Source organism: Paenibacillus sp. 32O-W, assembly GCF_007679495.1.
GTDB lineage: Bacteria > Bacillota > Bacilli > Paenibacillales > NBRC-103111 > Paenibacillus_L > Paenibacillus_L residui.
Genome location: NZ_VEGP01000053.1, coordinates 1 through 22,048, shown reverse-complemented (window position 1 = coordinate 22,048; position 22,048 = coordinate 1). Strand labels below are relative to the sequence as shown.

24 protein-coding genes are annotated in these 22,048 nt (G+C 50.2%); 14 read left to right on the top strand and 10 right to left on the bottom strand.

Annotated elements, in window-relative coordinates:
* Window positions 1-56 precede the first annotated feature (56 nt).
* Window positions 57-572 carry an acyl-CoA thioesterase gene (locus FS806_RS18550; protein ID WP_144939606.1) on the bottom strand — a complete coding sequence of 172 codons (516 nt, stop codon included), beginning with the start codon at window positions 570-572 and terminating at the stop codon, window positions 57-59.
* Window positions 573-703: 131 nt separating this feature from the next.
* Complete coding sequence (locus FS806_RS18545; RefSeq protein ID WP_144939638.1) at window positions 704-1,249, bottom strand: DUF1572 family protein; 546 nt, start codon at window positions 1,247-1,249, stop codon at window positions 704-706.
* A gap of 270 nt (window positions 1,250-1,519) precedes the next feature.
* Between FS806_RS18545 and FS806_RS18540 the strand changes: the two genes are divergently transcribed.
* From FS806_RS18540 to FS806_RS18515, 6 genes are all read left to right on the top strand, one after another.
* A complete protein-coding gene (locus FS806_RS18540; RefSeq protein ID WP_144939604.1) occupies window positions 1,520-2,779 on the top strand; it encodes a Gfo/Idh/MocA family protein in 1,260 nt (419 codons plus the stop codon).
* Window positions 2,780-2,927: 148 nt separating this feature from the next.
* Window positions 2,928-3,242: a hypothetical protein gene (locus FS806_RS18535; RefSeq protein WP_144939602.1), complete on the top strand. Its 315-nt coding sequence runs from the start codon at window positions 2,928-2,930 to the stop codon at window positions 3,240-3,242.
* Between the two features lie 455 nt (window positions 3,243-3,697).
* Window positions 3,698-4,396 (top strand): glycosyltransferase family 2 protein, encoded by a 699-nt coding sequence (locus tag FS806_RS18530; RefSeq protein ID WP_144939600.1) that lies wholly within the window; start codon window positions 3,698-3,700, stop codon window positions 4,394-4,396.
* A gap of 5 nt (window positions 4,397-4,401) precedes the next feature.
* On the top strand, window positions 4,402-4,773 hold the full coding sequence (locus FS806_RS18525) for a DUF2304 domain-containing protein (protein WP_144939598.1): 372 nt from the start codon (window positions 4,402-4,404) through the stop codon (window positions 4,771-4,773).
* A complete protein-coding gene (locus FS806_RS18520) occupies window positions 4,745-5,092 on the top strand; it encodes an EamA family transporter (protein WP_144939596.1) in 348 nt (115 codons plus the stop codon). The genes FS806_RS18525 and FS806_RS18520 overlap by 29 nt, the downstream gene beginning before the upstream one ends.
* 28 nt (window positions 5,093-5,120) lie before the next feature.
* On the top strand, window positions 5,121-6,332 hold the full coding sequence (locus FS806_RS18515; protein ID WP_260982161.1) for an ArnT family glycosyltransferase: 1,212 nt from the start codon (window positions 5,121-5,123) through the stop codon (window positions 6,330-6,332).
* 153 nt (window positions 6,333-6,485) lie between these two features.
* Here FS806_RS18515 and FS806_RS18510 read toward each other — a convergent pair whose 3' ends face one another.
* On the bottom strand, window positions 6,486-6,905 hold the full coding sequence (locus FS806_RS18510) for a CBS domain-containing protein (protein WP_144939594.1): 420 nt from the start codon (window positions 6,903-6,905) through the stop codon (window positions 6,486-6,488).
* A 119-nt stretch (window positions 6,906-7,024) separates the two neighbouring features.
* Here FS806_RS18510 and FS806_RS18505 point away from each other — a divergent pair, with 119 nt between their 5' ends.
* Window positions 7,025-7,468, top strand: a complete 444-nt coding sequence (locus FS806_RS18505) for a GNAT family N-acetyltransferase (RefSeq protein ID WP_144939592.1) — start codon at window positions 7,025-7,027, stop codon at window positions 7,466-7,468.
* Window positions 7,469-7,833: 365 nt separating this feature from the next.
* Entirely contained in the window at window positions 7,834-8,121 is a 288-nt protein-coding gene (locus FS806_RS18500; RefSeq protein WP_144939636.1) for a DUF3892 domain-containing protein, read from the top strand.
* 82 nt (window positions 8,122-8,203) lie between these two features.
* Here FS806_RS18500 and FS806_RS18495 read toward each other — a convergent pair whose 3' ends face one another.
* Window positions 8,204-8,950 (bottom strand): MBL fold metallo-hydrolase, encoded by a 747-nt coding sequence (locus FS806_RS18495; protein WP_144939590.1) that lies wholly within the window; start codon window positions 8,948-8,950, stop codon window positions 8,204-8,206.
* Between the two features lie 267 nt (window positions 8,951-9,217).
* Between FS806_RS18495 and FS806_RS18490 the strand changes: the two genes are divergently transcribed.
* The 4 genes from FS806_RS18490 (at window position 9,218) to FS806_RS18475 (ending at window position 12,374) form a co-directional block, all read left to right on the top strand.
* Window positions 9,218-9,988, top strand: a complete 771-nt coding sequence (locus FS806_RS18490; protein ID WP_225312710.1) for an N-acetylmuramoyl-L-alanine amidase — start codon at window positions 9,218-9,220, stop codon at window positions 9,986-9,988.
* A gap of 249 nt (window positions 9,989-10,237) precedes the next feature.
* Window positions 10,238-11,125, top strand: coding sequence for an alpha/beta hydrolase (locus FS806_RS18485; protein WP_186328428.1), 888 nt, complete (start codon window positions 10,238-10,240; stop codon window positions 11,123-11,125).
* A gap of 234 nt (window positions 11,126-11,359) precedes the next feature.
* Window positions 11,360-11,977, top strand: a complete 618-nt coding sequence (locus tag FS806_RS18480) for a stalk domain-containing protein (RefSeq protein WP_186328427.1) — start codon at window positions 11,360-11,362, stop codon at window positions 11,975-11,977.
* Between the two features lie 82 nt (window positions 11,978-12,059).
* A complete protein-coding gene (locus tag FS806_RS18475; RefSeq protein WP_144939582.1) occupies window positions 12,060-12,374 on the top strand; it encodes a DUF1292 domain-containing protein in 315 nt (104 codons plus the stop codon).
* An 84-nt stretch (window positions 12,375-12,458) separates the two neighbouring features.
* On the opposite strand, the gene FS806_RS18470 is transcribed toward FS806_RS18475, so the two are convergent.
* Window positions 12,459-12,878 (bottom strand): DUF1885 family protein, encoded by a 420-nt coding sequence (locus FS806_RS18470; RefSeq protein WP_144939580.1) that lies wholly within the window; start codon window positions 12,876-12,878, stop codon window positions 12,459-12,461.
* A 372-nt stretch (window positions 12,879-13,250) separates the two neighbouring features.
* Window positions 13,251-14,726: an aminotransferase class I/II-fold pyridoxal phosphate-dependent enzyme gene (locus FS806_RS18465; RefSeq protein ID WP_144939578.1), complete on the bottom strand. Its 1,476-nt coding sequence runs from the start codon at window positions 14,724-14,726 to the stop codon at window positions 13,251-13,253.
* A gap of 281 nt (window positions 14,727-15,007) precedes the next feature.
* On the opposite strand from FS806_RS18465, the gene FS806_RS18460 reads away from it, so the two are divergent.
* Complete coding sequence (locus FS806_RS18460; RefSeq protein WP_144939576.1) at window positions 15,008-16,195, top strand: MFS transporter; 1,188 nt, start codon at window positions 15,008-15,010, stop codon at window positions 16,193-16,195.
* A gap of 162 nt (window positions 16,196-16,357) precedes the next feature.
* Here FS806_RS18460 and FS806_RS18455 read toward each other — a convergent pair whose 3' ends face one another.
* Window positions 16,358-17,050, bottom strand: a complete 693-nt coding sequence (locus FS806_RS18455; protein WP_144939574.1) for a hypothetical protein — start codon at window positions 17,048-17,050, stop codon at window positions 16,358-16,360.
* A gap of 262 nt (window positions 17,051-17,312) precedes the next feature.
* Window positions 17,313-17,936 (bottom strand): YktB family protein, encoded by a 624-nt coding sequence (locus FS806_RS18450; protein ID WP_144939572.1) that lies wholly within the window; start codon window positions 17,934-17,936, stop codon window positions 17,313-17,315.
* Window positions 17,937-18,505: 569 nt separating this feature from the next.
* Here FS806_RS18450 and FS806_RS18445 point away from each other — a divergent pair.
* Window positions 18,506-19,102 (top strand): hypothetical protein, encoded by a 597-nt coding sequence (locus tag FS806_RS18445; RefSeq protein ID WP_144939570.1) that lies wholly within the window; start codon window positions 18,506-18,508, stop codon window positions 19,100-19,102.
* A 328-nt stretch (window positions 19,103-19,430) separates the two neighbouring features.
* Here FS806_RS18445 and FS806_RS18440 read toward each other — a convergent pair whose 3' ends face one another.
* Together FS806_RS18440 and FS806_RS18435 are read right to left on the bottom strand one after the other, a co-directional pair.
* Entirely contained in the window at window positions 19,431-20,813 is a 1,383-nt protein-coding gene (locus FS806_RS18440; protein WP_144939568.1) for an ADP-ribosylglycohydrolase family protein, read from the bottom strand.
* 106 nt (window positions 20,814-20,919) lie between these two features.
* Complete coding sequence (locus tag FS806_RS18435) at window positions 20,920-21,768, bottom strand: AraC family transcriptional regulator (protein WP_144939566.1); 849 nt, start codon at window positions 21,766-21,768, stop codon at window positions 20,920-20,922.
* Window positions 21,769-22,048 lie beyond the last annotated feature (280 nt).

The following is a 22,048-nucleotide window of genomic DNA, read 5'->3' as shown; positions in this document are numbered from 1 at the left end:
TTACTACAAGAATATGTTGTCCTAATGAAAATAGTCCACTGGAAAGGAAGAAAAAGCTACTCCCAAGGAAATGAAATGCCGAATGTTTCGGCCAGCTGCTTGCTTTCGATCCGGCGCTTGCTGCGCGCTTCCGCGCGGGCGGGAGCGGAGTCATGCAGCAGCTTCTCCTGCGGGGTCTCCGGGATGGCCTTGGGAACCTCCGTCGGCCGGCCATCGTCTCCCAGAGCGACATACGTTAAAAATGAAGTGGCACAGACCATTCTTTCCCCGGTGTGTAGGTCCTCCGTAAGCACTTTGACAAAGACCTCCATCGATGTCCGTCCGGCCCAGGTTACGAAGGCTTCCAGCGATACTTCGTTGTCTACCCGGATTGGCTGAAGAAAATCAATCGAATCTGTTGAAGCGGTGACGACCGGACGTCTGGAGTGGCGCATGGCGGCCCGGGCTGCTACGTCGTCAATGTAAGCCATCAGCTTGCCGCCGAACAAGGTATGATGGTTGTTGGTATCCGGCGGAAGCACATAACTGGACAGGACTGTACGGGACTGTTTAACTGGTTTAGCATTCATCATTCATTCTCCTTGATCTGGTTGGTATAGTCGTTTTAAGGTAAGAGGCGGGCTTTAAGTTGTTCCGAGATACCAGAAGCCCCGCTTACCGGCAGAAGAGGTGCTGGAAGGGCCCAGAAGCGGTAGCAAGGAAACTACTCCCGCTTCATCATCTGCTCGTTGAATTGCCGCGAGCCTCCTTTTGGAATCGACAACGTTTGCCATTCGGAGGATTTGATCATTTTAGCGAGAAAAACGATTTGTCCGATATGATAGCCGTAATGGGAAACTTGACGCTGGATTGCCTGGATGACCGTATGCGGTTCATTGCGGATATAAACGGTCTTGAGCAAATCATCTTCCGTCAGCTCTTCCAGGGCACGGAAGACCGCTGCCCAGCCTTGCTCCCACATGCTTGTGAGCTGTTCCTTGTCTTCCTGGCGGGCGATGAATTCCTCGTCCCGGTTCCGGTCCGGCTTCTCGCCGTCTGCAGTCAGAAAATCGGTAAACCGGGAAAGCATATTTCCATACATATGCTTGACGATGATGCATACATTGTTGGATTCAGGGTCGGGCAGCCAATGCAATTCATCGTCGGTAAGCTGGGCGATTGCTTTATCTCCGTTGGTTTTCATACTCTTGAAAGCCTGGATCGATTCCTTTAGAAATACGTTGCCCACGGTGAGCGGTTTAGATTCCATCACAAGAAGCACCTCCATCTAAAATAACGGACTCTAATTTGACTTTAACACAGCGCTTTTGCCGCGGCAAAGCATAATGCATATCCCTTGGCCGAGACGGAAATTACTCCGTTCGCGGAAATTGAGAATTGATTTATCCGACGGACAACAAACAACAAATGAATGAAACTATGCTATAGTTAATGTTGTAATGGTTATAGCAAATGTGAACCAGAACGAAAGCGCTTTAATCGTTCCCCAAGTAGACTGATTACAGGGAGAGAACTGATTATGAAACTGATCACTGCAGTATTGATTGGAGCCGGCGCGAGAGGTGCTCAGGGATATGCTCCCTATGCTCTCGATTTTCCTCATGAGCTCAAATTCGTAGCGGTAGCGGAGGCGAATCCGGTCAGAAGGGCCAAGTTTGCGGAAGAACACGGAATTCCGGAGGACCGCTGCTATGAAACCTGGGAAGATTTGCTTAAGCAGCCGAAGCTTGCGGACACCGCATTCATCTGTACCCAGGACCGGATGCACTATCATCCTACGCTTAAGGCGTTGGCGGCGAAATACCATGTGCTGCTCGAAAAGCCGATGTCTCCCGATCCGCGCGAATGCCTTGAAATGGAGAGGGCGGCCGCCGACAACGACCGGCTTCTGACCATTTGTCACGTTTTACGATACACTCCTTTCTGGTCGACGATTAAACGCCTTCTGCAGGAAGGAAGAATCGGCCAGGTGGTTTCAATACAGCTTAACGAGAATGTAGGTTACTGGCATATTGCCCACAGCTTCGTCAGGGGCAACTGGAATCATTCGGAGAAGTCCAGCCCCATGATTCTGGCCAAATCCTGCCATGATATGGACGTTCTGTCCTGGCTGATGGATCAGCCGTGCGTCCGGGTGAGCTCATTCGGCTCCTTGATGCATTTTCACTCCGGCAACGCTCCCGAAGGATCAACGGATTATTGTATTAACGGATGTGCGGTGGAATCGACATGCCCGTATTCGGCTCCGCGTTTCTATTTAGGAGAAGGCAAGGCTTGGGCCCGCCATTTCACCGAGGAGCTGACCCGCGAGAATATCGTTCGGGGCTTGAAGGAAACTCCCTATGGCCGCTGCGTCTATAAAAGCGACAATAACGTGGTCGATCACCAGGTAGTTAACATGGAATTTGCGAATGGGGCTACCGCGATGTTCAGCATGTGCGGATTTACCCGTCATCAGGAACGGATTATTCAAATAATGGGGACGAAGGGAGAACTGCGCGGTTTTCAGGATAAGATTACGGTTTCCGACTTTGTTACCCATGAGGAAACACAGATTACGATCCCTCCGCAGATAACCGGACATGGCGGAGGAGATTCCGGCATCGTCCGCAGCTTCCTGCAGGAGGTGAGAAGCTACGGCAGCGGGGGAGAAAGCCTTACTTCGGCTTCCGCATCCGTACGCAGCCACCTGATGGCGTTCGCCGCAGAGGAATCCCGGTTAAATAACGGTAAATCAATTGATCTGTCCGAATATGCAAAACAGCTTATGAACTCATGATATCCCGGTTTAAACGGATGAGAGGCGTATCCTTCGCGATAGGCCTCTTTTCTATTGCCGTGTTGTCCCCATCGGCTTAGCTCATTATTGATTTCGAGAGCAAGGTTACCTTAAGATAAGGAAAACTATAAAGGGAGAGAAAATAACTATGATTCCATATGGAGCATCCGTCTGGCAGGAAATTCGCTTCACCGGTTTTACTCCTACCGTGGAGGAGCGGCCTCCATGGATAGATATTTACTTAAAGCTGGAATGGGAAGAAGGCACGGTATTGCCCGAAGGTCTGTCCGATCCGAGCGGGCTGGTCATCTGTAATTCCGACCGCATGATTGTTCAGATCATAGTACTGGATGAGGGCTGCGATAGCGAGTTTCAATTTACGCCGGGAGAGAAGGACCAGATTATCCGGTATTTGCTAGAAACCGGACTGGCCTCAGGCTGCATCGAGGAAAGCGTCCGCTAGAATGCAGCTTGGCTGTAACGATTTCGCTTTATGGATATAGAGCGTAAGAAGCTATCGGCATCCGGCTGGACCGGTTTCCTTTGTTTAGCGGATCGGAAATAGGGGCATAATGTTTTCAAGGTGGGTCCTTTGGCAAAAATAAGCATAACAGAATTTTAATTTCCGGGGCTCCCCGCAAAGTACCAGGAATACGCTTCGAAGGTCCCACGTCACTTTGTGGGGTATTTACAGGGCTCCCCGCAATGTACTGTGCAAACCTTTATCGAAGCAAAGCAAGAAGAGCGACCGCGTTTAGAAGAAGGTCTAGACGCCGACTCCGTTGGAGTGCGGACGGAATACGCTTCGAAGGTCCCACGTCACTTTGTGGGGTATTTACAGGGCTCCCCGCAAAGTACCAGGAATAAGCTTCGAAGATCACACGTCACTTTGTGGGGGATTTTATTAGGGGTGCTATCATGAAAACACTTATTATTATCCCTGCCTATAACGAAGAAAAAAGCATTGTCCAGGTGCTTGCCTCCGTTAAACAAAATCATCCGGCCGCAGATATTGTCGTTGTTAACGACGGGTCCAAAGACCAAACCGGGGCACTGGCCCGTTCTACCGGATTGGCTCACGTCATTGATCTTCCGGTCAACGTAGGCATCGGCGGGGCGGTTCAGACCGGGTACCTGTTCGCTTATCGTCATGGATATGAGGTGGCGGTCCAGATTGATGCCGACGGCCAGCATAATCCGGCGGATGTCGATAAAATTGTGAAAGTCATCGAATCGGGGGAGGCGGACTGCTGCGTCGGTTCCCGATTTCTCCAGAAAACGGCTTATCGCTCCTCCTGGTCCCGCCGGACAGGGATTCGTTTTTTCGCATGGCTCATTCGCGGAGTAACCGGCAAAACGATCACAGACCCCACATCCGGCTTCCGGGCCGTCAACAGACGGGTCATTGAGCTGTTTGCCGAATATTATCCGGACGATTATCCCGAAGTGGAGGCCGTTGTGCTTCTCGAAAGGAAAGGTTTCCGGGTGCGGGAAGCGTCCGTATTAATGAATGAACGCACCTCGGGCAAATCTTCGATTACCCCTCTCAGATCACTGTATTACATGCTGAAGGTATCTCTTGCTGTGCTGATGACACGTATAAGAAATGTGAGCTGAATTCCATGAACATTTTTCTGTTATCGGTCCTGTTCAGTCTGTTATTTCTGTTCATTACGCTGGAGTTGATTCGACGGCAAAAAATAGCCGAGAGATACTCTCTGCTCTGGCTTATCCTCGCTCTCATTATGCTGGTATCCAGCTTCTTCCCCGAATGGCTTAACGCGGCTTCGCGGCTCTTGCATATTTATTATGCGCCCTCCCTTCTATTTTTTATCGGGCTTATTTTCTCGTTGCTGCTAATCATGCATTTGACCATCGTGATCTCCAAGCTTCAGCGTCAAATGACGAGAATGATTCAGGAGGTGGCCCTGTTGAAAGCACAGAAGGAAGGGGAGGAGGCTTCGTATGACCGCTCTTCTCATCGTATTGGTTAATGTTCTGATGCTGGTTACAGGGCAATTGCTGTGGAAAATCACCCTTAACCGGTATCCGGTTAAATCTTGGGACGGCCTGGTCACGATTATGCTTCAGCCGGCCATGATTCTCGGTTGTCTCTTATTTGCGGGGGCCACTTTGATCTGGTTCTATGCTTTAAGCCGCTATGACCTGAGCCGAATTTACCCGCTTCAATCGATGGCTTATGTATTGGGCGCCTTGGGAGGGGTTATTTTCCTGAAGGAATCGATGTCCCTCTATCAATGGCTGGGGATATTTTTGATCATAGGGGGGGCGTTCCTGCTCTCCAAATCATAGCGGTCGGTAGAATGGGGTGAACTTGAACTTGCAGCGAATCTACACTTGGACGCTGGCACTCATCATGCTGCTCGCGCTCGCTCTTAGACTGTTCTACGTCTGGAACGAAACGTACGAGCCTCTGGAATGGGACCAGCTGGAATATACGAAATTGGCAGTCCAATGGCTGGAAAGAGGGATTTACGCCTATCGGGATACGGCTCCGAATACATTGGTAACCCCCGGATGGCCGGCTATGCTCTATGTGCTGTACGGCCTGTTCGGCTATGATCCGTTGGAGCCGACACTGATGATCATTCGTACTCTCAACTGCTTTATTTCTGTTGTGGCCATATTTTTTATCTATAAGCTCGGAACCCGCTTGTTCCATCCGCTGACCGGGTTAATAGCCGCTGCGATCGCCGCGGTCTACCCGTCCTACATATGGTCTACGTCGCTGATCCTGACGGAGGTTCCTTTTCTGACCGTATTCACCGCTTTTCTGTTCATGCAGGTCAAGATCATTCAGGAGAACCGTCCGCGCGACCATCTGATTATGGGGCTGCTGCTGGGGGCCTGTGTGCTGATTCGGCCCAATGTTTTGCCGCTTGCCGTTGTGCCCTACGTGTTCCTCTGGATCAATCACCGTCAGTTATTTTTGCCGCAAATCCTGAGGGGAGCCGGGGCTTTCGCACTCGTCATGCTTCCCTGGTGGATACGCAACGCCATCACCTTCCACGAATTTATCCCCATTGCAAAGGGGGAAGCGGGAAATCCGTTTCTGGGCGGTACGGATCCGTATTTCAGAGGTACCATCGAATGGACGAAGGTCGACGAGAGCCGTCAGTTCCAGGAAGGACTGGAGCGCATCCGGCAAGGCTTGAAGGAAGATCCCTGGCTCTGGATCCGTTGGTTCACCGTCGGCAAATTCAAAGTATTTTACAAAACGATGTGGGTGGGGCCTTATCAAAAATTTGTTCCGGAGGCTTATTTTTGGCTGCTTAGAAAGCTCCATTATGGTATCGTTTATATTGGGTGGCCGGCTCTGCTTGTCTTTAGCCGGTTTCACCGCTCGTTCGCTTACTTGGCGGTAAGTCTGCTTATTTTTTACGGCGTGCATGCGTTGTTTATTCCGGTGGACCGATATTTATACGGAATGCTCCCCTTCTTAATGATTGGGACCGCTCAGGCGGGAGTTATGGGGCTGCGTTGTTTGCGGCAGATTTGGCGAAGCCGGCGGCCTAAAGAGGCTTCGGCGTAGTACGGACGGTCATCGCTATAAATGATAAATTCCCCGCTGGACGAGGCGTATCCAACGGGGAATTTGGGTTGTTTTATTTTGCCGCAATACAGGGCCGGTATCGCTAACGGCTACAAATGGACTCGGGGCGAACCTCCTCCGGCCGGAGTAAGCTCATCGGGAGTTGACTTCCTTAAAAATCTGTTCGGAGCAAAATTCAATAATATCGCTTCTGCGTACAATTCCAATAAATTTATCCGTATCATCCACAACCGGAACGAAGTTCTGAACTTTGACTAGGCGGATTAGGTCCTGCATATTGGAGTCAATCCGGACGGATTTGTTCTGCATCTTTAACGGGACTTCGGCTAGGGTATGCCTGTGTGCATTGTCAAAGTTGACTTCCCTGTTATTTTTGAAAAACCAAAGCAGATCGCCTTCCGTGACACTTCCGACATATGTTCCGTCATCCTTCAGAATCGGGACGGCGGTGTAGCGGTGGTACTCCATCTTCTCAATGGTTTGACGCAGAGTAGTATGCAATGTTAAATGAATGACTTCATGCTTGGGCAGTAAAAAGAAAGCTATGTTCATAGGCCGAGCTCCTTTATCCTTTTCTCTCTCTCCCTGAGTTCATTTTATCAAAATCCCGTTCAAGAAGGTAGGGCGCGCAAAGGTTTCCATTAGAAAAAATTAGGAATGGAGGGAACATCGTGAAAATAGTGGAGGTACAAACGCAGGAGGAGCTGGATCAGTGTCTCTCCGTGCGGAAAGAAGTGTTCGTTATAGAGCAGAAGGTTCCGGAGGACTTGGAGATAGATGAATATGACCGATCCCCCGGGGCTTGCTCGCATTGGCTCGCCTTGGACGGCAGCAATCCCGCCGGTACGGGGAGATGGATCTTCTATGGGGAAGAAGCAGATACTGCAAAGCTTCAGAGGCTGGCGATATTATCCCGGTACCGGGGAACAGGCTTGGGAAGCCGGCTGCTTAATGCTCTGGAGAATTCGGCCAGGGAAGCGGGAGCGCAATATGCCGTGCTGGACGGGCAGTGTCACACGGAAGCTTTCTATGTCAAGCATGGCTACGTTACGGTTTCGAAGGAGCCTTTCCTGGAAGCGGGCATATGGCATGTGCGGATGAGGAAGCGGCTGTAGCTTGGTCAAAGTTCGTTGAGCGGGATAATAGGACGGCGGAAGGAACAAACTAATGGAATCATAAGGAAAGGGATGATTTCATGCAGCAGGGTGAACAGAACGGCACAACGATTTCTACAGGACAAGCCGCTTACGGAATGGAAAACCGCCAGCAGCCGGATTCCGACTCGATGCTTAGGCAGGTTACGCAGATGCAGCAGCAGCTGGAGGTATTGAGACAGCAGCTTCTACAAGGCGCAGGCATGCAGACGGGCGGAATATCGCCGGCCAATGTCATGTCAAACCCGGAAGGGGCTATGTCCACTTATGGAGGAGGGGCTAACCCTTCCGGTGCGGTTCCTAACGGCTTGACGCAGTCCTCCGGCATGCCGTCCCTTCAGGGAGGGGGTTCATTCCCGTCCGGATCGCAGGTAAACGGGGGAGCAGGGCAAAGAGAGGCCTTCATCGCCGTTCGTAAAAATGGTGATGGGGATTTAAGAGAATTTATGACGTCCTCCGGCCGGGTATTGTCGTACGAGCAGGCTCTGCAGGAGGTTCAGATGGGACGAATCCAAGGGGCCAACGTCTTCAAAGGACGGGATGGAGATTTGTACATTCGCGGAGATGCCGATGGCGACCCGAGCAACAATCTGGATAATTTGCCCGGCTTCTAACGGGCACAAGGGTGTTCTACGCTTCAGCAGCGTAAGAACACCCTTTTGCTTTTGCAATCAGGCTCTGTGTAATAAGGCGCGCTTAGTCCAGGGGATAGCGGTAAAGCTCATGCTGGTGAAGGAAGGTCATGGGCCCCGTGCGGCCTATGTAGTTTTCCATGTCATCGCTATAATGCATTAATTGGATCTTCTCCTGCAGCTCTTCCGGCAAGGTGAGCAGCTCTTCCAATGTAGTATGGACACCGGGTGCGCCGTAAAGCTTGCATTCATGTAAAAAGTAGCGCACTCCCCGATCATGCAGCTCCTCAAGCCGTGCCCGGTTAAAGCGGGTATCCGCACTGTAGTACAACCGGTCGTTGACCAGCAGCGAATAACTTGACTTGTAGCGAACGTGCTCGGAAGGCAATATTTCCAGCCGGAAGTCTTCCGACAGCTTTGCGGCCGATCCTTCGGCTATTTCGATAACCTCGAAATAATCGTCCAGCGAATTCAATCCGGCCTCCGGATTAATCATTCCGCCCTTCAATGAATTCTCCCACAGCACGTTGCGAAGGGTGGAGGGAACGAACAGCTTTGGCTTCTGTCGATAGACGTAAAGCATTTGGAAAGCAAACTCTTCCAGTCCTCCTATATGGTCCGCATGCTGATGAGTGATGAAAACCCCGTCAATGGACGTAAGCGGGACTTTCATCTCGTGAAGCGAACGGATGGCGGTTGCCCCGCAGTCCACCAGTAAAGTGAAGTCTCCGATCGTCATTAATGCGTTGTTGTTGGCATAACGGGTGGAGAAGGCACCGCCTGTGCCAAGCATCCTTAATTGTAATTCCATATATTGCTTTTCCTCCTTCGGCCGTTTGTTGAAGACCAGTACAGTAGTAAATTTTTGGATTCGAACTCTATTGTATCTCACAATGGATTCGGGATACAGAGTTTAATAAGGGAAGATTGGGCAAAAAAACGTTCCTGCGTACCCGTAATCCCTGATCCTTCCCGGGTAAAACTACTTAATAGCACAGACAGGAAAGTCTTCTCTCGAATATTCTGATAGCAAGGAGGCCAACCAGTACTGCTGGCTTACGGGAGGTGATGGCTTTCCATGGATATACGGTGGGTCGGCAATGAACATACCAATTCCAGCAGCAGGCAAGGGTATGTTCCGTTTGTCATTGTCAATCATATCTCGGCCGGCACGATGGCCAGCATGGATTATTGGTTTACGGATCCGGGCAACCGGGTTTCTTCCGCTCATTTCGGCGTCTCCAAGACCGGGACGATTCATCAATATGTCGCCATAGAACGGATGGCCTGGGCCAACGGCCTATCATCCGATCAGATGTCTTGGGCGACTGCGCCGATTGTGCGCCAGATGAAAGTGAATCCGAATTTATATACCGTTTCCATAGAACATGAAGGGATGGACGGTGCTTTAACCGAGGCGCAATTTCAAGCATCCGTTTGGCTGCACCGTTATATACAACAGTATATTTTGGACAAATGGGGTAAGGATTTTCCTTTGGATTCGGAGCATGTTATCGGACATTTTCAAATTAATCCGGTTAACAAGCCTAATTGCCCGGGACCCCAGTTTCCCTGGAAACGGCTATATTCCGCGTTAACTCCAAGCGAAGGAGGGACAGACCCTATGGCAAATCTAACGGACCGGATTGCGGCGTTGGAAATGGAAACGAAACAGCTTGAACAGAGACTCAAGCAGCTTGAAGACTATTTCCAGATGGACGCGATTCCGGAATGGGCTCGGGCCAGCGTGGACAAAGCAGTCCAATCGGGATTGATCGATACGCCATTGAACGGCTCCTACGATTTTTACAGGCTGCTGGTCATTCTTGACCGTAAAGGGTTGCTCTAAGCCACTTAATCTCTTGCGATCGTCAGAATGAAAGCACAGGCCTTTTTCCAAAGCAAGCTTCGGAAAAAGGCCTCTAAAATGAACCGGGAACATGATATAATTCAAAGGATCGTTGCTGCTCGCTCGGGGCAATAGGGTCCGAAAGGCGGGCTTGGCTGCATGTACCGACGGCTTGACCGGCATCCCGCAACCATGGACCGGACCAGTTGCGTAATACGCGTAATACGAAGCTTATATCGGAGGACAAAGATGATGCTCATTATATGGCTTGCGCTGCCAGTTCTGGCTGTGCTTATTTGCGCGGGAATCGCCGGGTATGTAGGCTGGAATCTTACACACCCCGAGAGAAGACCGCTGAACGATTCCCCTGCCAATTATCAATTGAAGTATGAGGACGTCCGCTTTCTCAGCAAACTAAAGGATGTTCAATTAAAGGGATGGTTTCTGCCCGCCAGTACTTCGGTACCTAAAATGACTATCGTCTTCGCTCACGGCTACTCTATGAACCGTCTGCAGGATGATGTACCGGCCCTACCGCTGGTCAGGTCTCTTGTCGAAGCCGGTTTTCAGGTGCTTTTGTTTGATTTTCGTAATTCCGGCGAATCCGAAGGAAACCTGACTTCAGTCGGACAATTGGAGAAGGAAGATTTGCTGGGCGCCGTCGAATGGGTCAAGGAGCATCATCCGGGTCCGATCGGGCTGATCGGCTTCTCCATGGGGGCGAGCACCGCGCTGATGGCCGCCGCCGAAGACGATTCCATTGCAGGGGTGGTGGCGGACAGCCCGTTCAATCATTTAACGAGGTATTTAAAAAAGAACCTTCCCACCTGGTCGGATCTGCCGGATTTTCCTTTCACCAGACTCATTCTCGCCCTGCTGCCGAGGTTGACCGGATTAAACCCGGATTCGGTCGATGTGCTTGCGGCTACCGAGCGGATCTATCCCCGGCCGATCTTGTTCATTCATTGCGAGGATGACGATAAAATCCCGTATACGGAAAGCGAAGCGATGCTGGAGAAATATCCGGACAGGTTTGCAATGTGGAAGCCGGCTAGAGGCAAACACGTAGGCGGATACCGGGAAAGCCCGGAAGAGTATACCGCCAGGGTTATCCGATTTTTTGACGGCTTGTGCTGAAATCAGTGGCGATTTATGCTCACCCGGATCGGCATGAAGCGCAAATAAGGACCCGTGAGCAAGGATCGGCCTGAAGAGGATACATAATTATTAGAAAGCCAATGATCGGATTAGTAAGGCAAGTGGGCGTTCCTGTTCCGCCGGACTGGAAATATTTCGCGCGGCCATCGCAACTTTTGCGCCCCGATGTGAGTATAAACAAGCAATACTAGCAAGATGGAGGGTTCCCGCTGCATGAAAACCAAATCCAAACGGATCGTCATTCTGACCACACTTATCTTTACACTCGGGACGGTAACCGCCTTTGGTGAATCCTTGTGGGGAAGCTATGAAGGCTACAGTAAAGCAAGGGTATTTATAAATGACAACCAGATTAACGTTCCTCAAGATGATGTGCCCGCATTTATTATCAATGGAAGAACAGTCCTTCCGCTGAGACTGCTGGCTGAATCCCTGCAAGCTACCGTATCATGGGACAACAAGACGCAGACGGCCAAAATCTATAAACCGAACATCCATATGTTCGTTTCGCTGGATGTGGATAAGGATTACACGATCAAGAAGCCTTTCGGCAAGGTGGCCCATGGCGAAACCCGAAACTTCGTCGTATCTACCCAGGTCGATACGCTGAAGATGAAGCCCAGCGGTTTCAAAATCACAATTGAAGCTCCGAACGGAGAATTGGCGACGGATGCCGTGGAGGTTCCGCTTGAGGAATCCAGTGAGAGCTTCTGGTACACCTGGCCGTTTAAAGTTAGCTTCACGCAAGCCGGAAATTATACCGTAAACTTCTCTCTGCTGGTCAATGGGGAGTACACGGTCGTTTCCAAAAAAACGATCGTTTCCGAATAGGGAAGAATGTTTGACCTTAATCAGTCAATAGTGATACGATACAAAGAAGCAATTTACTTTATAACGAAATGAGGCGATGTCATTGACCGATCATAACAACCAGGATTGTGGTTGCGGACATGACCATAACCACGAACATGATGAAGATATATTTTTAGTAACCGATACAGATGGCGTAGAGCATGAGATGGTGATGGTATACACCTTCGAGGCTGACAATCAGGCTTACGCAGTTTTGTTGGACCGGAATGCGCCGGATTCCGACGGGGTCATCTTTCGGATTGAGGAAGAGAATGACGACGCCTATCTGGTAAGTATAGAGGACGATGAAGAGTGGAATCGTGTCGTCACGATATATAATGAACTGGCCATGGAAGAAGCAGATGGACAGGCTTAATGGATAGTCTCGACAGTGAAAGAGGGCTGCCCGGCAATCATGCCGCTGCAGCCCTTATTTCGTTATCCGAATGAGCGGACGAAATCACTTGCGGGGGTTGTAATACATGACTCTCCCATTAAACAGGTGCAGCTCCGCCTTCCACTTGCGACCCAGGTGCTTGCAGAGCTCATTGGCTTTGCACTTGTCCCCGTGGGTGGAATCATCGGGAAGAACCGCCTGCACATACGGAATGCTCTGATCCTCGCGGGATTCGCTGCCCAGACCAAGGACAATATAACGGTATAAGCTGTCGATTCCTTTCAGGTAGAACCATCGGTTCTCACCCTCGGCTCGGGTTTCAATCGTGTATGGAAACGCTGCCCGGGCATAGTCCCAACCTAGCTGCCTGCCGGTCTGTGCCAGTTGTTCTTTGTAGCTCAGCAGGGCATCCTTCAACTCTTCCAAGGTTAAAGAGGAGATGCTCGACCCTTCAACCAGCTTAATGAAAGCGCTTTGAGCCATATATAAACACCTGCCTAATGTAATCTCTCCCCCATGATAGCATTCCGCTTACCGATTGACAATAACTCCCTGGCGGATCAGGTTCTTGCAGACGGAATAACTCCGTGCTCGGCAGCCTTCCCGGTCTTCGACGGAAGGCAAGCGGCTTTACAAAATAGAAGAAAGACCGGGATATATCCCGGCCTTCGTTAACCACATTAGAAAGTTTAAGTTCGTTAAAGCATTAAAATGGAACAAACTTTCTAATTGGCATAAAAAGCTTCCTCTAATACCGGGTTATTCGTCTTCGAAGAGGCTCCGTTAGGAGCTTTTTTTATGCAATCCAATAATCCATGTTGTACAAGCCTATGGTTACTACCCTGAACAGGGTCTCTAGAAAATGGCTTCCGTCTCAACAATAACCTTGACAAACTCGACATTGCGGTCTTCCGGACCTTTGACCGGCAGGCCGACCTGAACGTGATCCATAATGTAATCGATATTCTCCTGGGAGATTACCTCGCCGGGCAGCAGAATCGGAATGCCGGGAGGATAAACATAAATAAACTCCGCAATAATTCGTCCGGCGGATTCCTTAAACGGGATGATTTCCGTATCCCCGTAGAAAGCATCGCGCGGCGAAAGGGACAGCTGCGGGATTTCCGGAATCTGCACAACCAGCTCCCGGACTTCATTCACATTGCGATGCTGATCCGCGAGAGCAGTGAGCGCCTGCACCAGAACCTGGATCGATTCCTCCGTATCCCCGGGAGTGACCAGGCATAGAATGTTGTACATGTCGCTCAGCTCGACCTCGAGGTTGTAGTGCTCGCGCAGCCAGTTCTCGGCATCATAGCCGGTGATGCCCAGATGGCGGACATGAACCGTCAGCTTCGTGGGGTCGAAGTCATAGGTAGCTTCTGTCCCCAGAATTTCCTCTCCGAAGCAATACAGGTCCGGAATTTGGTTGATCCGCTTCCGCGCTTCGTTGGCGAGGCGGATCGTCGTCTCGGCAATTTCTCTGCCGTTCAGGGCCAAATTCCGCCTGGAGACATCCAGGGAGGCGAGCAGGATATAGGAGGTGGAGGTCGTTGTCAGCATACTGAAGATGGTCTGGACGCGTTTAGGACTAACGAGCCCTTCTTTTACATTGACATTCAGTATGGAGCTTTGGGTAAGCGAACCGCCAAGCTTGTGAACGCTCGTTGCGGCCATATCGGCTCCGGCTTCCATGGCCGATACAGGCAGCTTCTCGTGGAAATGAATCAAGGCCCCATGGGCTTCATCCACCAGAACGGGAATGCGGTAGCTGTGTACGAGCTCTACGATCTCTTTCAGGTTGGCGCATACGCCGAAATAAGTCGGGTTTATGATCAAGACGGCTTTCGCATCCGGATGGATCTCGAGAGCCCTTCTGACCGAACGGGTCGTAATTCCGTGATCAATTCCCAGATTTTCATCGCGGGCCGGTGACAGGAACACCGGTTTCGCGCCGCAGAAGATAATCGCAGACATGACCGATTTGTGAACATTGCGGGGAACGATAATTTTATCCCCTTCGGAACAGACCGACATAATCATGGTCATGATCGCTCCGCTTGTACCCTGTACGGAAAAAAAGGTATAATCAGCATGGAATGCATTGGCAGCCAGTTTCTGCGCTTCCTCAATGACGCCCATCGGCTGATGCAGGTCGTCCAGTGGGGCGATGTTAATCAGATCGATGGAGAGAGCGTTGTCTCCTATAAACTGTCTGAAATCGGGGTCCATCCCGATGCCTTTTTTATGTCCGGGTATATGAAATTGGATCGGATTGCGTTCCGCATGCTGAACAAGAGCGGAGAACAACGGGGTTCGACGATGATCCATTGTAACCTTCTTCCCTTCCGTATGAATTTCAACCAAGGGGCCTGTCCGTAATGCCCGTTTTGACCTGATTCCGTAACGGGTTCACTAAGCTCCCCTAAAGTGGTAAACAAAATGAGTATATCAAAATAGCAAAAGGATGCAAGAGAAATTTCTTGATCGGACGATGGACGAATAATGAAGAAGGCCATTGCCGCATGCTCGCTAATTATTATGGCCTTTCCCCGCAACAACTATTGGATGATCAGGCCAGATCACGTTCGTGCAAGAGGAGGAACCCAATTATGAAGAAACAAATGATCATCATCATGCTGCTGTTGATGACCGTGTTCATAGGCTTCGGCATTATTATACCTGTGCTGCCGGTCATCATCGGGGGCGGCGAAGGAGAGGGCATCCATCTAGCTCTGCTTCTTTCGCTGTACTCTGCCGTCTCCTTCGTCATGTCGCCTTGGTGGGGCGGCGTCTCCGACCGAATCGGCCGCAGGCCTGTCCTGCTAACCGGGCTGATCGGCTTCAGCCTGAGCTTCTTTCTGTTCGGTATTGCCGGTGATAACCTGTGGCTCATGTATGCGTCCCGAATTATAGGGGGTGCTTTCTCCGGGGCCGTTACCTCATGTGCGGTAGCCTATGTCGCGGACATTACCAGCGAGGAGAATCGGACGAAGGGTATGGGGCTCGTCGGGATGTCCATCGGGCTCGGATTTCTGTTTGGCCCCGCCTTGGGAGGAATATTAAGTTTATGGGGCACGCATATTCCCTTCCTGGCCTCGTCATTACTTTCTTTGTTAACCTTTGTGTTCGCTTTCCGTTTTCTAACGGAATCGCTGCCGCAAGCCGTCCGCAAGCAGAGGTCGGAGCAGCCGCGAACTTCGAGATGGACGGCCTTCCATGGGCCGCTTAAATATTTGTATATTCTGTCTTTCTTTGTCACGTTTACACTCGCCGGTTTGGAGACGACCTTCCAGCTGTTTCAAATGATGAAGATTGGCATCGGCTCTTACGAGGCCGGCTGGATGTTCTTTGTCAGCGGATTGGTCGGTGCATTAATTCAAGGCGGCGTAGTGCGCAGGTATATCAAGCCGGGAATGGAGAAGACGGCGATCCGGATCGGACTGCTGGTGTCCGCCATTGGCTTCGTGCTTATTCTTTATTCGACTAACGTCGTGACAGCGGCCATCTATCTTTCCGTATTTGGCGCAGGGAATGCACTGATTCGTCCGTGTGTTATCTCCCTGATAACCCAGAAAACGAATGTGGGGCAGGGAGTGGCCACCGGTCTGAATTCATCGATGGACAGCCTCGGCCGGATTGCCGGTCCGCTGATCGCTATGGCCTTGTATGGCTTGGAGGCTTCTCTGCCGTTTATCGTTGGAGCGGCACTTTGTGTGGCTGCCTTGACGCTGGTAGCCCAGTTTGTCCGTCTGGATAAGCGTTACAGCAGGTCGGAGAACGAAGCCACCCTCCAATAAGGGAAAGGGACTCAAGAATCCTCCACAGAATAAAAAAAGGTGGTTGGGAAGGAAACTTCGCCAACCACCTTTTTTCTACCTGATTGAATTTTAATCTAAGCCGGCTAAGTTGATATGAATCGACCGGCCGTTACCAATGGCTTGTCCGCGTGCTCCCGGCTTCTAATGGGCAGGAGCCGGCAAGTCCTTGGCCTCTTCCTTCAGCTTGGCGATCAGCAGTTCTTTGCTTATCCCATTGGCCTCTGCAATTTCAACCAGAGTCTTCCCTTCCTTAAGCTGGGAAGATAGCGCTTCCTCGGTAATGCCGATAATGGCAGCGACTTTTCCGGGGTTGAAATGGTTCAGGGTGTCATGTCTCATCGATTTCCACCGGTCTTTGTGCAGAGCCTTGATTCCTTTCTGCTTGACCATGTAGGTGATATGATCGTTCATGTAAGCTTTGATCTTCTCAGCCTTCTCCGCAGTCAATTTGCCGGCGATTACCGCATCATTGATTTTCTGGTTTCGGAGGGCAAGCAGCTTACCGATCAGGTCGCTTTCGCTTATTCCGCGGGATTGGGCAACGTCTGACAAGCTTTTGCCTTGCTTTAATTCTTTGACGAGGTCCTCCTTGGTTATTCCGAGCAGTGAGGCAGTCTCCTTAAGAATGGGCAGCGCCGATTTTCCGTCTTTCCCGTCTTGGTTAGAGCGGTGACGACGGTCGCGCAGCTGTTTGATCCGGTCATTCTTTTCCTTGGTCCAGCTTCTTTCCAACGCTCCGGACTTGCCGGAATCTTTAGCCAATCCGTAGGCTATATTTCCGCTGAAGACGAGCGATAGCACGAGTGCCGTCGTTACGATCGTTTTTGACCTCATAACGTTCACCTTCCTTTCCTGATGGTAAGCCGGTCCTTCTCTCCCTATATGTATAAAATAACCCAAAAACATTAATTTAAATTTAAAAACAGATTAAATAACTTTAAAAGTTTGTAACTTTTTGTTACTAAACGGTTCATTAGGCCTTCGCATACATGCCGGAAATCCCGAGAAGCGGCCTCCCATCTCCGCAATACTCCTTCAGGAGCTTAAGCTGCGTCAGGTGCTGCCTATCCAAATGCCCGGTTTCGGGTTTTCCCTGCTAGAAAGCAATACGGTATAACGGGACCAAGGTTTCAAAAGTTTGCTCCGCTAACCCGATCAGCTTCTTGCCGTTCTTGAGCAGCGGGTCATTCCTTTCAATTCGCAGTCCGCACAGCACTTCCGCTTTCTTTACCTTCTTGAGCTTATCCATCCACTGAATCCAGTCTTCTTCATTCATGTCCCGATGGGGCACGGTCTCCGGCCGGGTATGGTCGTCGGACCAATAGAAGTGATCGGGGATGGCCTGCTTCACTTCCGCCAGGTTATCCAGCAGCTTATCGGCAAAAACCGCCTTGTTCGTGCTTTCATAAATGATAGCGAACTGCAGGAACAGGTGAGTCGACCACAAGCCCAGTTGGAAGTGGGGATGAGCTTTATAGCCTCTTCTGTTATTCGCCCAAGCAACCCAGGTGTCATTCGGGGGGTTAACGGTCCGCCGGGCATGCTTGGCCACATGGGGAAACATCGGTTCCCCGCATAGAGCGGACAGCGATGGGGCCAGCAGCTCGCCAAGCTCCGTTAATTTCGGCCGAATCATTCCGATAATGGCTTCCATTCTGGGCTCCAGACCGTCTATAGTCAGTGCTTTGAAATCTTGTTGGCTAAATCCTTGAAAAGTCATTGGTGATTCCTCCAGTGTGCTTGAACTGATTTATTCGTTAGTTTACATTAACTATAGCATATCTAAACCTGCGATGATGGATCAGCCTCTTCCGGCCATCCTTATTACCTGCAAGCTACCTATTCCTCGATTAACCGGAGATAGGAAAAGCCTCTCATGGAAGCCCTTTCGAAGATGCTGTCCCGTCTAAACTAATTCTCCTTGAGAGTGAAGCAGGTTCCGAATCCATTCCGGGAGCCCCCGTCCTTAAAGCGTTCGAGCTATCGCGAAGGGGAACACCAAGCTCGAAATGCCGCCGTGGATCCGTTAAATTATTCTTTTGAGAGTTTTCTCGTCATAAATAGGTTTCTATTGAAGATTTTTTGTCTAAGCTATAAACAGAAGGACGAGATCAATCCCGAAGTCTCAGCCCCGACATGCAATCTTGGACATTCAACCAAATTTCTCCCCGCAGCAAGATTTAATCATTAAACCAAGTTGCTAAAACATAATAATGGTAATAAGATATTGTAAAAGGATAAGTTGTCTGAACATTCTGTCAAGTAAGTGCGATGGGGGAGGGATCGGCCGTGAGCAATGGGCACGAAGTGGAGTATTGCAACTTAGAATTGCGGTTTGATCGCCGTCAAATCCGGAACTTCATCAAGGCGTTGATTCAGGAAGGGTTCTCATTATACTGGAATGAAAACGATACCCAGTTCATCATCTCCGTCCGCACAGGCAGGAAACTCGTCAAATTGAAATTTGAGCGGATCGGGGAACGTTTCAAGATGGTGGGAAGCTACTCTTTTAAAGATGAGAAGCTTTCGGAATTGATGGAAAAAATGATAGGCGACACAAGAGGGCATGCGGTGGTCAAGAGGTTTAAGGAAAGACAGATATTGATAGAAAGCATCATGTTCGGTGAAATAATTCGGATGGTTGAGATTTCCGGGGTGGACCATAAAATAATTTTTCAGAGGGATCCTATGGTTACTTTAGAAGAAATGACGGAAGCACTCAAGTCGACACGTATAGAAGAGCGGATACCGGTTTTGCGAATGGAATTGGATTATGAGCTGGCCAACCTGCAGGAAGCGTTGGAGCGCGGCAACTACAGTGAGATTATGGAGATTAAGAAAAAGCTGGAGGAGCTGAGCAGAGAAATGCTCACGCTGGAGATGTGAGAAGTGAAGGGAACAGTCAAGAGCTAGGCAAAAAAATCTTTCGCATGATTCATTGCGGAGATTTTTTTGATTTACGGATGTACGGTAAAAGTGGAAGGCCGGCATCGATCGATGCCGGCCCAGGTAATAACAGAAACCTATCCCCTCATTTAAAGGACGCCGTAAGGCGTTCTTTTTGTTACCACATAGGAATCTTTAAGTTCTTTACAGTGTTAATACGATGAAAATATAGATTCCTATTGGCATAAAAAGCTTCCTCTAATACCGGGTTAATCTTCTTCGAAGAGGCTCCGTTAGGAGCTTTTTTTACCGATCATCCTAAATAATTTTAATGCTGCAATTTTCGGAAGACATGATAGCTTCTTTGAGCGCATTCGGAGATGGCAATGGGGTGGAAGCCGCTGACATCGGCATACAAGGTATCGTTTAGCGGCGAGATCCACTTCTCGGGAAGCGCCGCCGCTCCAAGCGATGCGCCAAGAATGGAACCGACGGTGGCGCCGTTGCAATCGGTGTCCCAGCCGCCAAGTACGGCTGTCGTAATGCCTTTCTCGAAATCGCCTCCGGAATGAATGAGAGCAGCCGCGCATAATGCAGCATTATTATTGGTATGAACATGGTGATAGTGCTTAAATGTCTCCCATATTTTACTCACCAATTCTAATGTGTCTTCCGTTTCCTCAGCAATTTTGACCGCTATGGCGATATCTTCTGCAAGACGGCTGCGTTTCGGTATTTCACTCAATCCGATCTCGACAATTCGCTTCATATCACTTTCAACGAATGCGGCGGCAATCATAGCCGAGCAGAACATGGCGCCGTAAATACCATTCTTCACATGGGAGAAGGAAGCGTCCCGCCAAGCAAGCTTGGCTGCAAGCTGGGGCTGGCCGGCAGCACCGTATGCATAGCCGTCCACACGGATCTGGGCGCCGATCCATTCGCGGTAGGGATTCAAATAAGAACGTACCCAATGGATATGTTTCTCCCAGTCATCCGGCTGGGCGCCGCTAATATGTGAAGTGACACGAGCGAAATTAAGATAGGACTGCGCTTCAGCCGTGAATACCTGCCCGAATGATAACTGGCGATGCCACAGCTTACCCACGTCCCAGGAGTTGAAATCAAGCCCGCGTTCCTCAAGCATGAGCAGGCCAAGAACGGTATAACGAATATCATCGTCCGTTTCCATAAAGCGAATGTTTTCCCGGCAGCTGGCCAAGCTGCACCATCGGGCTATCTCGATACCGTACTCGGCCTCTGCAGTTGATTCGCCCGGTGTATAATGGCGAATCGGCCATTGCCCTGCGCCTTCGAACCACAATTTAATATTGTGCCAGCCGGGTCTGCCGCCGGAGCCTTGCATGAAGGGAAGAGACTCCAGAGGTTTTCCGAGCGCACAACCGGCCGAACGGCCGAGCCAAGCACCATGAAATTTATCCTGCCATTTAAGTTCATCCCAGTTTCCGGACAGTATTCTCGGTCCGTCCGGACGTTCGGCGCGAATGGCTTCCAATTCCGACGGCTCGATATACTTGAAATCCGCACGTGGCTCAAGAGCCATTAAAGCCCGGTATACTTCCATTAGCTTTACTTCGTCTGTGCCGGCCGCTTCCAGACGTTCGGCCATCCCTTCTACATTACAGCCTTCTTCTCCGCGCTGTCTTATTTCTTCCCGAACCAATTCCCTCAGTCCAAACCATTTCGTCATAACGGCTGCCCTCCTGAAATACGTGAAATCAACATATGCCTTGATTATAACCAGCCATGCCGGCAATGGCTTCTCAAATTAGGAAAGCGTAATTCTCATTTTTTGCTCATTCCGTAACCCCCATAGATTGCCGATAACGGATCGGAGACATGCCGACAGTCTCTTTAAAAACGCGGTAAAAGGTCGGCAAGCTTTGAAAGCCGCATTCGAATGCAATATCAGCAACAGCTTTGTCCGTTCCCGCCAATTCCCGCTTGGCCGCCTGGATACGCAGCAAGGAAACATACTCCGAGAAACGGTAACCGGTCGTTTCCAGAAACGCGCGGCTCACGCGCGAGACGCTTAAACCAAGTTCATCAGCCAATTCCGCTAAGCTGACCGGCCCGGTGTAACGCTGCTCGACCAAAGCGGCCAGCGACTGCACCTGGCGAACGGACTGTACCATATTATGCCTCTCATCATCCGTTAGCAAACCGTTGTAATGTCGCAGAAGACGGCCGCACAGCTGAATGAGAGCGCTTTTGGCCATTACCAAATAACCCGGGGACTTCTCCCGCAGTTCTTCCGCTATAGTCAGCACCCAAGGAGTAAGCTGTTTGGCGAGGGGCGAGCCGCCAATAATATGATTGCAAAAATGTGTGGAGCGATAGGAGAATGGCAGCAGCAGACCAGGATCCTCCGCCAGAAGCAGCGCGGGATCAAAGTTTATAAAAAGATAGCGGCTCGGGTCGTCGGGGGCAGATTGGGCAATATGCCGTTCCTCACTATTGACCAGGAATAAGTCGCCGGGATTAGCCGCATATTGTTTATTCCCGAAGAAAAAACAGCCTTTGCCTGTTAAACAAAGGCCGATCTCCAGACTTGCATGCACATGAGGCGGCTGCCGATAAGTGGCGGGAGTCCATTCGAAAGCATTGATAGCAATGGGATGATCATAAGTAATATGAAGTTTCATTATGATCCAATGCCTCCAGACAATAATTAATTTATGGGGCTAAGTATATAGGACAAGGGATGAGTTCAGCAGGTACTGCTGTTTACTTTCATACATACATTTTGGGGTATTTCTACCTTGAAAATCCGTCTATTTTACCGTCTGCAGGCATCGTTGCAAGCGGAGCGGCACGTCTAACTGGAAAATCCGTCTATTTTCACCGCCTGCTGGTGCCGTGCAAACGGAATGGCGCGTCTAACTGTATTTTGTACAGGTAGATTCAAGCGAATGGGCGAAAATG